At 49.3% G+C, this 15,972-nt stretch carries 12 protein-coding genes, 1 pseudogene and 1 other annotated feature (1 of these 14 cut by a window edge); all 13 genes and pseudogenes read left to right on the top strand.

All coding sequences use genetic code 11. From position 1 onward, the window contains the following. The first annotated feature begins 47 nt into the window (after window positions 1-47). The 13 genes and pseudogenes from KNQ08_RS08080 to dtd all read left to right on the top strand — a co-directional run bounded on the left by KNQ08_RS08080 (window position 48) and on the right by dtd (window position 15,728). On the top strand, window positions 48-1,517 hold the full coding sequence (locus tag KNQ08_RS08080; protein ID WP_214805232.1) for an L-aspartate oxidase: 1,470 nt from the start codon (window positions 48-50) through the stop codon (window positions 1,515-1,517). Then, a complete protein-coding gene (nadC, locus tag KNQ08_RS08075; RefSeq protein WP_353049221.1) occupies window positions 1,432-2,283 on the top strand; it encodes a carboxylating nicotinate-nucleotide diphosphorylase in 852 nt (283 codons plus the stop codon). Before KNQ08_RS08080 ends, nadC begins: the two co-directional genes overlap by 86 nt. Next, window positions 2,273-3,370 carry a quinolinate synthase NadA gene (gene nadA, locus KNQ08_RS08070; protein WP_214805231.1) on the top strand — a complete coding sequence of 366 codons (1,098 nt, stop codon included), beginning with the start codon at window positions 2,273-2,275 and terminating at the stop codon, window positions 3,368-3,370. Before nadC ends, nadA begins: the two co-directional genes overlap by 11 nt. 163 nt (window positions 3,371-3,533) lie before the next feature. Next, complete coding sequence (ruvA, locus tag KNQ08_RS08065; RefSeq protein WP_023468936.1) at window positions 3,534-4,127, top strand: Holliday junction branch migration protein RuvA; 594 nt, start codon at window positions 3,534-3,536, stop codon at window positions 4,125-4,127. A 4-nt stretch (window positions 4,128-4,131) separates the two neighbouring features. Next, window positions 4,132-5,127 carry a Holliday junction branch migration DNA helicase RuvB gene (gene ruvB / locus KNQ08_RS08060; protein ID WP_029342246.1) on the top strand — a complete coding sequence of 332 codons (996 nt, stop codon included), beginning with the start codon at window positions 4,132-4,134 and terminating at the stop codon, window positions 5,125-5,127. A gap of 4 nt (window positions 5,128-5,131) precedes the next feature. Beyond that, on the top strand, window positions 5,132-6,172 hold the full coding sequence (queA, locus tag KNQ08_RS08055) for a tRNA preQ1(34) S-adenosylmethionine ribosyltransferase-isomerase QueA (RefSeq protein WP_023468934.1): 1,041 nt from the start codon (window positions 5,132-5,134) through the stop codon (window positions 6,170-6,172). After that, complete coding sequence (gene tgt / locus KNQ08_RS08050) at window positions 6,172-7,317, top strand: tRNA guanosine(34) transglycosylase Tgt (protein WP_029342245.1); 1,146 nt, start codon at window positions 6,172-6,174, stop codon at window positions 7,315-7,317. Before queA ends, tgt begins: the two co-directional genes overlap by 1 nt. Window positions 7,318-7,389: 72 nt before the next feature. Continuing rightward, on the top strand, window positions 7,390-7,680 hold the full coding sequence (gene yajC / locus KNQ08_RS08045) for a preprotein translocase subunit YajC (protein WP_029342244.1): 291 nt from the start codon (window positions 7,390-7,392) through the stop codon (window positions 7,678-7,680). Between the two features lie 153 nt (window positions 7,681-7,833). Continuing rightward, window positions 7,834-10,045: pseudogene (gene secD / locus KNQ08_RS16875) on the top strand (protein translocase subunit SecD). Between the two features lie 72 nt (window positions 10,046-10,117). Continuing rightward, the gene (gene recJ, locus KNQ08_RS08030; protein ID WP_214805229.1) at window positions 10,118-12,427 is read left to right on the top strand and encodes a single-stranded-DNA-specific exonuclease RecJ; all 2,310 of its coding nucleotides are present in this window, start codon (window positions 10,118-10,120) and stop codon (window positions 12,425-12,427) included. Beyond that, entirely contained in the window at window positions 12,406-12,924 is a 519-nt protein-coding gene (locus tag KNQ08_RS08025; protein WP_023468928.1) for an adenine phosphoribosyltransferase, read from the top strand. The genes recJ and KNQ08_RS08025 overlap by 22 nt, the downstream gene beginning before the upstream one ends. A gap of 141 nt (window positions 12,925-13,065) precedes the next feature. Then, the gene (locus KNQ08_RS08020; protein ID WP_023468927.1) at window positions 13,066-15,264 is read left to right on the top strand and encodes a RelA/SpoT family protein; all 2,199 of its coding nucleotides are present in this window, start codon (window positions 13,066-13,068) and stop codon (window positions 15,262-15,264) included. Between the two features lie 14 nt (window positions 15,265-15,278). Beyond that, entirely contained in the window at window positions 15,279-15,728 is a 450-nt protein-coding gene (gene dtd, locus KNQ08_RS08015; protein WP_058713802.1) for a D-aminoacyl-tRNA deacylase, read from the top strand. A gap of 45 nt (window positions 15,729-15,773) precedes the next feature. Next, window positions 15,774-15,972: a binding site (T-box leader), on the top strand (it continues 23 nt past the right edge of the window).

The following is a 15,972-nucleotide window of genomic DNA, read 5'->3' as shown; positions in this document are numbered from 1 at the left end:
TATTGTCAAGTCAATAGTAAACATTTAGATATAGAGGTGTAAAACATATGTCTTTATATAAAAGACTTGAGACGGATGTGTTGATCATTGGAACAGGACTTGCTGCGATTTCGGTTGCCCTGCATCTTCCACCCGGAACGGAAGCGTTGCTTGTCACGAAAGGTACGCGGTTTGAGACAAATTCCGTTCGAGCACAAGGTGGGATTGCTTCCGCTTATGCAGAAGTCAATCATCGTGGTCACTTTGAAGATACGTGCCAAGCAGCAAAAGGGCGTATCAATCCGTCCGTCGTCGATTACGTCACCCGATCGGGAACCGAGGCGATGGAATTCTTGTTACGACAAGGCGTACCATTCGATCAATCCGAGGGAGAGTTTTTGCTCGGTCGTGAAGGAGCACATCGTTTGCCGCGGATTTATCACTCTGGCGGGGACGAGACTGGTAAACGGATCATGGAGACGTTGATGCCGCGAGTACCATTTCCGATTCTCGAGCAGACGCGTATCACAGAGTTGATTCAAGTCAATGGGCAGGTAGTTGGTGCAGTCGGATATAGCCATGGGGAGCCGATCGAGATTGTGGCGCGCGCGACGATTCTCGCGACCGGTGGAGTGGGTGGATTATTCGCGGCGTCGACGAATGACCCTTTGATTCAAGGAGACGGGATTGCACTCGCTTTTGAAGCGGGGGCGACGATTCGTGATCTCGGTTATATCCAGCATCATCCGACGGTACTCGTTCATGCTGGTCGCTCGGAAGGTTTGATCACGGAAGCACTACGAGGTGCAGGAGCGACGCTTGTAACGAAAAATGGTGACCGGATCATGGCGGATCATCCGATGCAAGATTTAGCGGCGCGAGATGAAGTCGCAAAACGAATCCATGAGGTGCGAAAATGTGAACCGGTCTATCTCGATACGTCAAACGTCGTCGACCGGACGAAACGGTTTCCAACGTTTGTTGAAAAATGTGAAAAACTGAACATAAATCCGGATCTCGTTGAAATTGCACCAGGCATCCATTTCTTGATGGGTGGGATCGAAACGGATCTGACGGGGCAGACGCATGTCGAAGGACTTTACGCGGTCGGTGAGACAGCATCGATTGGACTTCACGGTCGAAATCGTCTGGCGTCGAACTCGCTCCTTGAATGTGTTGTCATGGGGAAAGCAGTAGCAGAACAGCTCGAGTTGTTACCGGAACTTTTAGTCAAACAAGTCAAACGACGCCCGGGAACACTTCGTTCCGTAACAGACCGTCTATCACAGGTCATTGGTGTCGAAATGGATGTTAAGCAAATAGAAGATAGTTTAGAAGAGTTAAAAAGCTGGACATTAGACGAATCCGGACAGGAAGCAGAAGAGAATCGATTACGTCACGTAACGGCATGTCTGTTGCTTGAAGGGGCGCGAAGTCGGTTGACAGGAGAGGATGAGAACGTTGAACAAGTGGCAGTTACGGCAACAACTGGAAGCATTTTTAATCGAGGACATCGGACAGTGGGATATCACAAGTGAAGGATGTCTGACGGGACAAGAACGCGGGACCGGTCGTTTTCTAGCAAAGGAAGACGGTGTCTTTTGCGGAGTCGACATCATTCGGGAGATGGCACATCTCTTACAAGTCGACGTGACGATTCATGTAGCGGAAGGGACGATTGTCACGCGAGGAACACTCCTTGCCGAGTGGTCTGGTTCGTTACAGGACATTTTAAGCGGAGAACGGGTCGCCTTGAACCTAGTGCAACGCTTATCCGGGATTGCGACGAAGACACGTCAAGCGGTCGAGGTAGCAGCAGGACGAATCCGAATCACGGATACACGAAAGACGACCCCTGGATTACGAATGCTCGAAAAACATGCCGTTCGCGTCGGGGGTGGCTATAGTCATCGCGGACGTCTCGATGACGCCGTCATGATCAAGGACAACCACATTACGGTCGCGGGATCGATTACGGAAGCGGTGACGCGAGCAAAACGTGTCGCGGGTCATACGACACCAATTGAAGTCGAAGTCGAGACGGAAGCGGAAGTGCTGGAGGCAGTGGCTACAAAAGTCGATATCATCATGCTCGATAACCGGACACCAGCAGAAATCAAACAACTTCGGCAATTGATTCCACCGCATATCACGGTCGAGTTATCCGGCGGGATCACGATAGACACGTTATCAGACTTCGCGGATAGCGGAGCAGACGTCATCTCACTCGGGGCACTCACCCATTCAGCAACAGCACTTGATATCAGCATGAAAATCGAAGGAGGAAAAAAAGATGTCATTTGATCTATTACGTCACGAGGGAATTCCGGCGTCGTACTTACAGCAAACAGAAGCAGACTTGATCGCGATCATCGAAGGGGTCAAAGCACGGATGGGCAGTCGCTTGTTCTTACCTGCCCACCACTATCAAAAAGACGAAGTCGTCCAGTTCGCGGATGCGACGGGAGATTCGCTCCAGCTCGCGCAAGTCGCGAAGCAGATGACAGAAGCGGAATATACAGTCTTTTGCGGTGTCCACTTCATGGCAGAGACGGCAGACATGTTGACAGATGCGTCACATACGGTCGTTTTGCCTGACATGCGTGCTGGTTGTTCGATGGCGGATATGGCGAACGATACGCAAACGGAGCGTGCTTTTACGATCTTGACGGAACGGTTCGGGGAGTCGATCTTACCGTTGACGTATGTCAATTCGACGGCAGCGATCAAAGCGTTCGTTGGTCGTCATGGTGGGGCGACGGTGACGTCATCAAACGCTGTCCAGATGGTCGAATGGGCGCTTGCTGAACGCGACATCTTATTCTTCCTGCCGGATCAACACCTCGGTCGCAATACGGCGCACGCACTCGGAATTCCGTTAGAACAGATGGCGATTTGGGATCCGATCAAGGACGAACTCGTTTTTGATGGGGAGGACCAGGACGTCCGCGTCATCTTGTGGAAAGGACACTGCTCGGTCCATGAGAAATTCACGGTCGGTCAGATTGATCAGTTCCGCAAGACGGATCCGGAGCGAAAGATTCTCGTTCACCCGGAATGTTCGCATGAAGTCGTGACAGCGTCTGATCTCAACGGATCAACCGCGTACATCATTCAACAAATCGAACAGGCTGCTCCCGGAACGAAGTGGGCGATCGGAACAGAGATGAATCTCGTCAATCGCCTCGCGACGACGTATCCGGAACTCGATATCGTATCGCTCAATCCATTCATGTGTCCGTGTCTGACAATGAACCGGATCGACTTACCGCACTTAGCGTGGGCGCTCGAACAAGTCGAAGCCGGTGAGCCGGTCAACGTCATTACAGTCGACTCGGAGACGACGCGGCATGCCGTGTTGGCGCTCGAACGGATGCTTGAGCGTTCGTAAAATAGAAGATGGAAGCGTGGTCGTGCGAACGATCACGCTTTTTTGTCTTCTGATTGAGAGAGCGAACATATGTATTGATTTTTGCTGAAGAACGTTTTGAAGCCAAACGAAGATGTATGCTACAATAACACGAGAGTTTGTTTAAGGATGGGAGCGTTCCACATTGATAGAATTCGTACGCGGCGAAGTCGCTTATGTCTGCGCGGAATTCGTGACGGTAGAAGTTGGCGGGATTGGCTACAAAATCGTAGCACCGAACCCGTTTTTTTATCGGACCGGAGACGAACAGATCATCGTATATACGTATCATTATGTCCGTGAGGACCAAGAAGTCTTATTCGGATTCCGTTCCCGTCGTGAGCGTGCCTTGTTCACGAAGTTGCTCGGTGTCACAGGAATCGGACCGAAAGGAGCGCTTGCAATCGTCGCATCAGGGAATGTCGATGCGCTCGTTGAAGCGATTGAACAAGAGAAAGAAAGTTATCTCGTCAAGTTCCCGGGGGTCGGCAAGAAAACAGCAAAACAAATGACACTCGACCTAAAAGGAAAGTTAGCCGAGCTCGCACCGGATTACGTACCGAGCGAAGGCTTGTTCGCGCAAGGCAATGCTGAATTGAATGAAGCTTGTGAAGCCTTGACGGCGCTAGGTTACAGTGACCGAGAAGTCGAGAAAGTCAAAAAAGCGTTGCAGGCAGAAGTCCTGTCGACGGATCAATATGTCAAACGGGCACTCCAGTTGTTATTGAATGTGAGGTGAGGACATGGAAGAGCGCATTTTGTCAGAATCCGCCCATGCGGAAGATCAAGAAGAGTGGAGTCTGCGTCCTCAGACGCTCGAGCAATATATCGGGCAGGAGAAAGCAAAAGGAAACTTGAGTGTCTTCATCGAGGCGGCAAAAATTCGTCAAGAAACACTCGATCACGTGCTTCTCTACGGTCCTCCGGGTCTTGGGAAGACGACGCTTGCGACGATCATCGCGAACGAGATGGGAGTCGGTATCAAGACGACAGCCGGTCCTGCAATCGAACGACCGGGTGATTTAGCGGCAATCCTCTCATCACTGGAGCCGGGCGATGTCCTCTTCATCGACGAGATTCACCGATTGAGTCGATCGATCGAAGAGATCCTGTATCCAGCGATGGAGGACTATTGTCTCGATATCGTCATCGGTCAAGGGGAACTCGCCCGCAGCGTCCGAATTGATTTACCACCGTTTACGCTCGTTGGTGCAACGACACGTGCCGGGATGTTATCGGCACCGCTCCGTGATCGTTTTGGCGTGACGCTGAAGCTTGAATATTATACGATGTCAGAGTTGTCTGCCATCGTGACCCGGACGTCACGATTGTTCGGATTCGAAGCGGATCGTCTCGCTGCAGAAGCGATCGCACTCCGTTCACGCGGAACACCACGTGTCGCGAATCGGTTGTTACGGCGTGTCCGTGACTTCGCTCAAGTCGCCCATCAAACCGAGATCGATGCAACGCTTGCGACAAGTGCGCTTGATCGCTTGCATGTCGATGCGCTTGGACTCGACGATGTCGACCATCGTTTACTTCGATCGCTTGCAGAACGGTTTGCCGGTGGTCCGGTAGGTCTCGAGACAATCGCTGCAACGATTGGTGAAGATGCGCAGACGATCGAGGATGTATATGAACCATATCTACTGCAACAAGGATTTTTACAACGTACTCCGCGAGGACGTGTCTTAACACCGTTCGCTCGCCAACATTTAGGACTGAAAGAAGGAAATTGAACCAATGGATGTAAACTTATTTGATTTTCATTTACCAGAAGAACAAATTGCTCAAGTGCCATTGCTCGACCGGACGAGTTCGAAATTGATGGTTCTCGATCGGGAGACAGGTGCGATTCAGCATCAGCACTTCCATGATATCGTCGACCACTTCCGGGAGGGCGATACACTCGTCATCAATGATACAAAAGTCTTACCGGCACGTCTCTTTGGTGTGAAGGAAGAGACGGGTGGGAAGATCGAATTGTTACTCTTGAAGCAAACGAGTGACGATGTTTGGGAAACACTTGCGAAACCGGCAAAACGCGTCAAACCAGGAACGATTTTGTCGTTTGGTGACGGATTACTCCGTGCTGAGTGTGTCGAAGCACTTGAAGACGGGGGACGAATCCTGAAGTTTTTCTATGACGGCATTTTCTATGAAGTGCTCGACCAACTCGGAACGATGCCACTGCCACCATACATTCATGAACAACTCGAGGATCAAGATCGTTATCAGACGGTCTACGCTCGCGAACGCGGAAGTGCTGCAGCACCAACAGCCGGGCTTCATTTCACGCCGGAATTGCTTGAAGCATTAAAAGCGAAGGGCGTCCGGATCGCACCGTTGACGCTACATGTCGGACTTGGCACATTCCGACCTGTCTCGGTCGACGACGTCGATAGTCACAAGATGCACAGTGAGTACTACGAACTGCCGGAAAGTTCAGCAGCTCTGCTGCGTGAAACGAGAAAACAAGGCGGACGGATCATCGCGGTCGGAACGACATCGACACGGACGCTTGAAACTGTCATTCGCGACCATGGCGACTTCGTCGAAGCAACGGGCTGGACGGACATCTTCATCTTCCCGGGTCAGGAAGTCAAAGGGATTGATGGTCTGATCACGAACTTCCACTTACCGAAATCAACATTGATCATGCTCGTGTCCGCGTTATCGACACGGGAACACATTCTACATGCCTACGAAGAAGCAGTTGCAAACGGCTATCGTTTCTTTAGCTTTGGTGATGCGATGTTCTTAACGAGAGAGGAACGAAACTAATGACAAAACACGCGGTAACATACGAACATATCAAAACATGTAAACAATCCGGAGCGCGGTTAGGAATCGTCCACACGCCGCACGGTAGTTTCGAGACACCGGTCTTCATGCCGGTTGGAACGCAAGCGACGGTCAAGACGATGGCACCGGAACAAATCAAGGACATGAACGCAAACATCATCCTCGCGAACACGTACCACCTCTGGGTTCGTCCAGGACATGATGTCATCAAGGAAGCGGGCGGTCTGCATAAATTCATGAACTGGGATGGCGCGATTCTTACGGACTCAGGTGGTTTCCAAGTCTTCTCACTTGCTGATCTCCGTAACATCTCTGAGGAGGGCGTTCATTTCCGTAACCACTTGAACGGGGACAAATTGTTCTTGTCACCGGAAAAAGCGATGGAAATCCAGAATGCACTCGGTTCAGATATCATGATGGCGTTTGACGAGTGCCCACCGTACCCAGCTTCTCACGAGTACATGAAAGCATCCGTCGAACGGACAAGCCGATGGGCGGAACGTTGTCTTGCTGCGCATGAACGTCCACACGATCAAGCGCTGTTCGGTATCATCCAAGGTGGAGAATACGAAGACTTACGTCGTCAAAGTGCAAAAGATCTCGTTGCCCTTGATTTCCCGGGTTATGCGGTCGGTGGTCTATCGGTCGGAGAGCCAAAAGACGTCATGTACCGTGCGCTCGAATTCACGACACCACTCATGCCGGAAGACAAACCACGTTATTTGATGGGCGTCGGTTCACCGGACGCATTGATTGAAGGCGCAATCCGCGGAATCGATATGTTCGACTGTGTCTTACCGACACGGATCGCACGAAACGGTACGTTGATGACATCACAAGGACGGCTCGTCGTCCGGAATGCGAAGTATGCACGTGATTTCCGTCCGCTCGACGAGAAATGTGATTGCTACGCGTGTAAGAACTACTCGCGTTCGTACATCCATCACTTGATTCGTGCGCAAGAAACGTTCGGTCTGCATCTTTGTTCGACACACAATCTTCACTTCCTCGTCAAGTTGATGGAAGGCGTTCGCCAAGCGATTCGTGAGGATCGTCTACTTGATTTCAAGGAAGAATTCTTTGAAGAATACGGTTACAATTTACCGAACGCAAAGAATTTCTAACAAATCGTCTGACAAATCAATTCTTTCACGGTATAATGAACGTGATTTGAATGATAAAAGGAGCTGAATCAGATGGAAGGCTTAATCACATTCCTCCCGATGATCTTGATCTTCGTGGTGTTCTATTTCTTGTTGATCCGTCCACAGAACAAACGCCAGAAGCAAGTGCGTCAGATGCAAAATGAACTCTCACGCGGCGACTCGATCGTTACGATCGGTGGTCTTCACGGGGTTGTCCAAAAAGTTGACGACATGACGGTGACATTGAAGTCAGGTAATGCACAATTGACATTCAACCGAAGTGCTGTCGCAGAAGTGACGAAAAAATCAACGACTGTCATGGACGACGAAACTGTCGAATAAGGCATTGAAAAGGCGCTTTCCGGATTCCGGAGCGTCTTTTCTGTTTATATATGAGAAAAACGTTTGCTAAGATTACCATTTCTTTTGTAAGCTAGGATAGGAGAACAAAGTTGTCTGAAAATATACTGGGAACTAGAGAAAGGACAATGTAGCATGATCAAGAAAGGGAAACTTGCCACATTCTTCATCGTCGTCATCGCGTTGCTCGTACTGATCGGTACGACATCGTCATGGTTGTTGAAGGATACGAAGCTCGGCCTTGACCTTAAGGGTGGCTTCGAAGTCTTGTATGAAGTACAACCGCTGAAAGAAGGAGACGTCATCGATCAAAATGCGATGAGTGCGACGCTGACGGCAATCGAGAACCGTGTCAACGTCCTCGGTGTCTCTGAACCGGACATCCGGATCGAAGGCGATAACCGGATTCGTGTCCAGCTTGCTGGCGTCAAGGATCAGACGGAAGCGCGTCAAATCTTATCTTCGACAGCACAGTTGTCATTCCGTGACATCAACGATAAGTTGTTGCTGGATGGATCAGACTTAAAAGCCAAAGGGGCAAAAGTCGGGTATGATCCAAACACGAATGAACCACTCGTCGAGTTGACGATGAAATCAAAAGAGAAATTCTATGAAGTGACACAACAAGTCTCACAAATGCAACCACCTGCGAATCGTCTCGTCATCTGGCTCGATTACGAGAAAGGCGATTCGTATGAAAAAGAAATTCAAAAAGCGAATTCAAAGATCGTATCAGATGCATCGGTCACACAACCGATCAATTCGGATAAAGCGATCATTTCTGGTGGCGATATTGATGCCGAGTACGGGAAACAATTATCATCGATCCTAAACGCCGGTGCATTACCGGTCAAACTCGAGGAAATCTACTCGACGTCGGTCTCTGCTGCTTTTGGACAGGATGCACTTGATCAAACATTGTTCGCGTCAGCAATTGGTGTAGCCGCTGTCTTCTTGTTCATGCTACTGTTCTACCGGATCTCTGGATTCGTATCCATCATCACGTTGCTGTTCTACATCTATCTTGTCATGATCTTCTTTAACGGGATCAACGCCGTCCTCACGTTACCGGGGATCGCGGCACTCGTTCTTGGAGTCGGGATGGCGGTCGATGCGAACATCATCACCGCTGAGCGAATCAAGGATGAATTACGAAGTGGAAAATCCGTCTTGTCTGCATTCAAAGCTGGTAACCGTCGTTCATTCGGTACGATTCTTGATGCCAACTTGACGACGTTGATCTCTGCTGGCGTGTTGTACTACTTTGGTACAAGTACGGTCAAAGGATTCGCCATCATGTTGATGGTTTCGATCGCCGTCACGTTCGTCACGAACGTCTTTGTCTCACGTTACCTGATGCAACTCCTTGTCAGTAGCCGATGGTTCGATAAGAAGAAATCATGGTTCGGTGTAAAGGAGAGTGAAATCCGTGAGCTTTAATCCTACGAAATTCGATTACATCAAACATCGAAAAATTTATTTCGCGATCACGATCGCGCTTGTCATCGTTTCTGTACTCTTGTTGTCGTTCCGTGGTCTGAACCTTGGTATCGACTTCACGCAAGGAACTCGCGTCGAGATTTCTTCTGAGAATCAAATTAAGGAAGCGGACGTTCGCTCCGTCATTGAAGATGCCGGAATCGATGCGGAAGAAATCGATGGCATTCAGTTCGCTCAAGGCGGAAAGTTAGCGAACGTCACGTTCGTTGGTGAATTTAGTCAGGATCAAATTTCTGAAATGAAACAAACGATTGAAGCGCAGTATGATAAGGAACCGAGCATCTCGACGGTTTCCGCTCAAGTTGGTCAAGAAATCGCGCGTAACGCGATTTATGCCGTCTTGCTCGCGTCACTCGGGATCGTCATCTACGTCTCGTTCCGATTCCAACCGTTATACGGAATTGCGACAGTACTCGCATTGCTACATGATGCGTTGATGATCGTGGCATTCTTCTCGCTGTTCCAGATCGAAGTCAACTTGTACTTCATCGCGGCGATCCTGACGATCATCGGGTATTCCGTCAACGATACGATCGTTACGTTCGACAGGGTACGAGAAAATCTCGGACTCGCTGAAAAAGGTGGTCGGAAAGTCTCGTTTGATGAATTGGCGCATATCGTCAATGAATCAATCCAACAGACGATCATCCGCTCGATCAATACCGTCGTCACGGTCGTCATGACAGCAGCAGCACTCTACATCTTCGGTAGCGAAGCGATCCGCGGATTCAGTCTTGCCCTGCTTGTCGGGTTGATCATGGGAATGTATTCTTCGATCTTCATCGCCGCGCAGCTCTGGCTTGTGATGAAAGGTCGGACACTTGGTCGCACAAAACGCGCTTCTTAAAAGAGTATCCGCATCAGCTATCGCTGGTGCGGATTTTCTATTATAATGGGGAAGTTGATTGGAGGGTTAGAGATGTACCATGCTAAAAAAACATGGCTTGATAAAGTCATCGATTCAGAACAGATCGAACAATTGACGGCGGATGGCACAATCTCACCGCACGTCGCACAACTACTTGTCCAACGGGGATTCACGACTCGTGAAGCAGCCCGTGATTTTTTAGAGACGGATCAGATGGCATTCCATGATCCATTTACCTTTAAGGATATGCCGAAAGTCGTTGAACGGATTCAACGTGCCGTCAACGAAGGCGAAATGATTTTGATTTACGGTGATTATGATGTCGATGGGGTGAGTTCCGCTGCGATTCTCTGGCATGCCTTGATCGAAATCGGGGGGATGGCAGAGTGCTACATCCCGAACCGTTTCACGGAAGGCTATGGACCGAACGAAGCAGCGTTTCGCTGGGCGGCGGAAGAAGGGTTTAGTCTCGTCATCACCGTAGACTGTGGCATTTCCGGCATCCACGAAGCAGATGTCCTCAAGGAACTCGGTGTCGACTTAATCATTACCGATCACCATGAAGCCAAAGAAACGTTACCTGATGCCTTTGCCTTAATTCATCCGGGTGTCGACTCAGATTATCCATTCTCAAAACTTGCTGGAGCAGGAGTTGCCTTTAAAGTCGCACATGCACTCCTTGACCGGGAACCCGTCGAGTTACTCGATCTTGCGGTGCTCGGAACGATTGCCGATCTTGTGCCGCTCGTCGGAGAGAACAGGTTGCTTGCGATACGAGGCATCGAGGCGCTGAATGCGAGTGAACGTCCGGGTATCCTTGCATTACGTGACGTTTGTAGTTTGACGGAAGACGAACTGACGGAAGAATCAGTCGGATTTGCATTCGGTCCGCGGATCAATGCGGCAGGTCGTCTTGATTCGGCGATGCCAGCGCTTGAGATGTTACTAGCGGAAAGCAAAGATGAGGCACTTCATCTCGCGAAACAACTCGACCAACAAAATAAACAACGTCAAGATATCGTCAAGCAGATTGCGGAGGAAGCAACGGCGCTTGTCGAAGAACGTTTTAAAGATGACCGCGTACTCGTCGTCGATGCGGCAGATTGGAATCCAGGTGTCGTCGGGATCGTCGCCTCGCGACTCGTTGAAAAATACCATCGTCCCGTCATCATGCTGTGTCATGATGCTGAAAAAGGAACAGCGAAGGGTTCTGGACGATCGATTCCAGCCTTTGATTTATTCGCTGAACTCACGAAATGTGAAGATATCTTGCCGCATTTCGGAGGACATCCGGCTGCTGCCGGCATGACGCTCTCTTCCGATGACGTCGAGGCGTTACGTCAACGTTTGAATGAACAAGCAAGTACGTTGCCGGACGATGCCTTCATCGCGACGATCGATGTGGATCTACGTCTACAGGTCAGTGATGTCTCGATTCAGTTGATTGAAGATATTCAGCGACTCGCGCCTTTCGGGATGGGAAATCCTGCGCCACGAATCGTCATCGAGCAGGCGAAGATTCGTGACATGAAACGGATCGGTCGTGATTTGACGCATGTCAAAGCACTATTATCAGGCGACGGAAAGGAACTCGATGCAATCGGCTTCGGCTTCGGCGACCTTGTCGATGAAGTCTCGACTTTATCCGAGATTCACTTGATGGGCAGTCTGAACATCAATGAATGGAATGGGTTCCGTAAACCACAATTGATGATTCAAGATGTCGCTGTCGAAGATGTTCAAGTGTTCGATTACCGTGGGGGTAAGCGACCTCTGAGCGAACTATTCGCGTTACCACATGAGACGACGACATTCGTTGCCTTTACTGATGAGGTGAAGGAGAAGTACGCGGAACGTCCGTTGAACGGACCGATTCGTCAAAATATCGTTTTCCTTGATCTACCGGAAGAAGAAGCGGCATTTTATCCATACGTCCAACAGGCAGAGCGGATTTATTGTGCCTTTAAGGACGAGGGCTATTATTTCGAGACGATTCCATCGCGCGAGGACTTCAAGCATTACTTCCAGTATTTCGCGAAATGTCCACGTGACGAGCTCCGGATTGGTCTCGTACGTTTGTCGAAATCGCGAAAATGGACGAAACGATCGATTAACTTTATGCATTCGGTATTCTCGGAACTTGATTTTCTTGTTACAATGGAGGACGGGCTGCCGGGTGTGAACCCAAATGCTGCAAAACGAGATCTGACGGAAGCTCCGACGTACCAGCGTCATGAAGCGCGTCAAGAGCTCGAGCAACAATACATTTATTCGTCACTCGCTCAGTTGAAAGAGCGTTTTGATACTTTGGTAGAAGCGGCGAAGCAGGAGGAAAAGACATGGAGTTCAAACAGCATATAAAAGAGGTCGAAAACTGGCCGAAAGAAGGAATCAGTTTCAAAGACATCACATCACTCATGCAGAACGGACCAGTGTACAAACAATCGGTTGATGCACTCGTCGAATATGCACGCAGTAAAGGTGCTGATGTCATCGCGGGTCCAGAAGCACGTGGATTCGTCGTTGGTTGCCCAGCCGCTTACGCGATGGAGATCGGATTCGTACCTGTCCGTAAAGAAGGAAAATTACCACGTGAGACAGTCCGTGTCGAGTATGGTCTTGAGTACGGAAAAGACGTCTTGACGATGCATGAAGATGCGATTCAACCAGGACAACGCGTCGTCATCCTTGACGACTTGCTTGCAACAGGTGGTACGATCGAAGCGACGATCCAAATGATTGAAAAATTAGGCGGAACGGTTGCCGGAATCGGATTCTTGATTGAACTCGATGGTCTTGGTGGACGTGAGAAACTCGAAGGATACGACGTTCTCTCATTGATTCGCTACGAAGACTAAAGCATATATACTCTCTTGGTACATGGTGACCAAGGGGGTATTTCTTTTTATTTTGACATCTTCTCAAGATTTCACGATAATAAGAACTATATATTAGGGATTCCGTTGCAGACGATCCCGGGGACTGGGTGAGGAAAAGGGATGACAAACAAACAAATCGTAAATGTAGAAGACCTTCTCGCTCGATGTGCGGAATACATGACGCAAGCTGAAGTCAAAGACATCGAACGGGCTTACCAATTCGCGAAAGACGAACATGATGGGCAATTCCGCCGTTCTGGGGAACCTTACATCATTCATCCGGTACAAGTTGCCGGTATCTTAGTCGATATTGGTTTGGATGCAACGACGATTGTCGCTGCGCTTCTTCATGATGTCGTCGAAGATACGGACATTACTCTCGAAGAATTAACGGAACGATTCGGACCCGACGTCGCGATGCTCGTTGACGGCGTGACGAAACTCGGGAAAATCAAATATAAATCGAAACGCGAAGAATTGGCTGAGAATCATCGGAAGATGTTCATTGCGATGGCAGAAGACATTCGCGTCATCTTGATCAAACTGGCTGACCGTTTGCATAACATGCGAACGTTGCAACATATGGTCAAGGAAAAGCAGGTGCAAAAGGCAGAAGAGACGCTCGAAATCTTTGCACCGCTTGCGCATCGTCTCGGGATCTCGACGATCAAGTGGGAACTCGAAGACATCAGTTTGCGTTATATCAATCCACAACAGTACTACCGGATTGTCTCAATGATGAAACAAAAACGGACGGAACGCGAAGCGCTCGTCAGTTCGGTCATCGAAGAGGTCAACGAAGTACTTGATGATGTACAAATCGCAGCGGAAGTCGATGGACGTCCGAAGCATATCTATTCCATTTATAACAAGATGCAAAACTCGAAAAAAGAGTTCAGTGAAATCTATGACTTGATGGCTGTGCGCATCATCGTCGATTCAATCAAGGACTGTTACGCTGTTCTCGGAATCATTCATACGCAATATAAACCGATGCCGGGACGTTTCAAGGATTATATCGCGATGCCGAAGCCGAACATGTATCAATCGCTGCATACGACGGTCATCGGACCGAAAGGCGAGCCGCTCGAGGTCCAAATTCGGACACGGGACATGCACTTTATTGCCGAGTACGGGATTGCCGCTCACTGGGCGTATAAAGAAGGTAAGGAACAGGAAGCGAAATCAGGCTTTGAGGATAAGATTGCCCATTTCCGGGAAATCCTTGAGTTGCAGAAGGATACGGCGGATGCTGAAGAATTCATGGAATCGGTCAAAGTCGACTTCTTTAGTGACATGTTGTACGTCTTTACACCAAAAGGCGACGTCATCGAATTGCCGAAAGGCTCTGTTCCGATTGATTATGCCTACCGGATTCATACAGAAATCGGTCACCGGACGATCGGAGCGAAAGTCAACGGACGGATGGTACCGATTGATTATAAGCTGAAGACAGGTGACATCATTGAAATCGTCACATCAAAACACAGCTATGGTCCAAGTAAGGACTGGCTCAAGATTTGTGTGTCGAGTCAGGCGAAGAATAAGATCCGTCAATGGTTCAAACGTCAGCAACGGGAAGAGAACGTATCTAAAGGACGGGAACTGATCGAAGCGGAAGTGAAGAAGCTCGGATTCGAGCCGAAGGAAGTCATCAATGAGAAGACGCTCGAAGACGTGACGCGGAAGTTCAACTTCGCGCAAGAAGAAGACATGTATGCTGCCGTTGGGTATCATGGTCTGACCGCTGCCCAAGTCGCTCATAAATTGACGGAAAAGTTACGCAAAGACAAAGAATCTAAAAATCTTGAACTGAACGAAGCGATCAGTGAGATGAAGACGTTCGATCGTCCGAAGAAGGAAAATCCAGAAGGTGTTCGTGTCAAAGGAATCGATAACATGCTCGTTCGCATGAGTCGTTGTTGTAATCCAGTACCAGGGGACGATATCGTCGGGTACATCACACGTGGACGGGGTGTTTCGATTCACCGGACGGATTGTTTGAATGTCATTCATGAACAAAATCCAGAACGCTTGCTCGAAGTCGAGTGGGAACACGAAGGCAAAGCCGTTAAGAGTTATAACGTCGAAATCGAAATTTCTGGATTCGACCGTGCAGGATTATTGAACGATGTCCTGCAGTCGGTATCTGCGACGAATACGAACATCGTCGCCGTTAGCGGGAAAGGCGACGACAGTAAACAAGCCAAAATCACGATGACGATCGCGATCAACAACGTCAACCATCTACAGAAAGTCGTCGATCGGATCAAACAAATCTCTGACGTGTATGCTGTGCATCGCGTCATGATGACGTAAGGAGCGGATGAGTCATGCGAGTCGTATTACAACGAGTCAAAGAAGCAAGTGTCACAGTCGATCAGGAGGTCATCGGTCAAATCAAGCAAGGTTTTCTCTTGCTTGTCGGTGTCACGCACGAAGATACGATTGATCAGGTGAACTGGTTAGCTGATAAAATCGCAGGACTCCGCGTGTTTGAAGATGAAGAGGAACGGATGAACCGCTCGTTGCAAGATGTCGACGGTCAGATTCTATCCGTCTCACAGTTCACGTTGTATGGTGATGTCAAAAAAGGACGTCGCCCAGCGTTCACGGAAGCAGCGAAACCGGATCTTGCCAACGAATTGTATGAAGCGTTCAATGAACGTCTTCGTGCGCAAGGACTGACGGTCGAGACAGGTCAGTTCGGTGCGATGATGGATATCGCGCTCGTCAATGATGGACCGGTGACATTGATTCTTGAAAAAGAAGCAAACGCTTGACAGGAACCGAGAGACGAGGCAATATTAGACGTAACCAAATGATTCATACGACCGAAGACGAAGAGGAGTAATCAAGACCTCGTCTGCTTAGAGAGTCGCCCCTTGGCTGGAAGGGCGAACAGACGAACTCGATGAAAGACCCTTCCGAGGTATCTTCCTGAACCGATAGTAGGGAAGGTCGTACGCAGGCGTTAACTGCACCGAGTGGTCAAATGTGATTTGACAACCAGGGTGGTACCACGGG

The sequence above is a fragment of the Exiguobacterium sp. s46 genome (assembly GCF_018618875.1).
Classification (GTDB): Bacteria; Bacillota; Bacilli; order Exiguobacteriales; family Exiguobacteriaceae; genus Exiguobacterium_A; species Exiguobacterium_A abrahamii.
The sequence above is the reverse complement of the archived record's forward strand: the minus strand, read 5'-3'. Positions and strand labels throughout refer to the sequence as shown.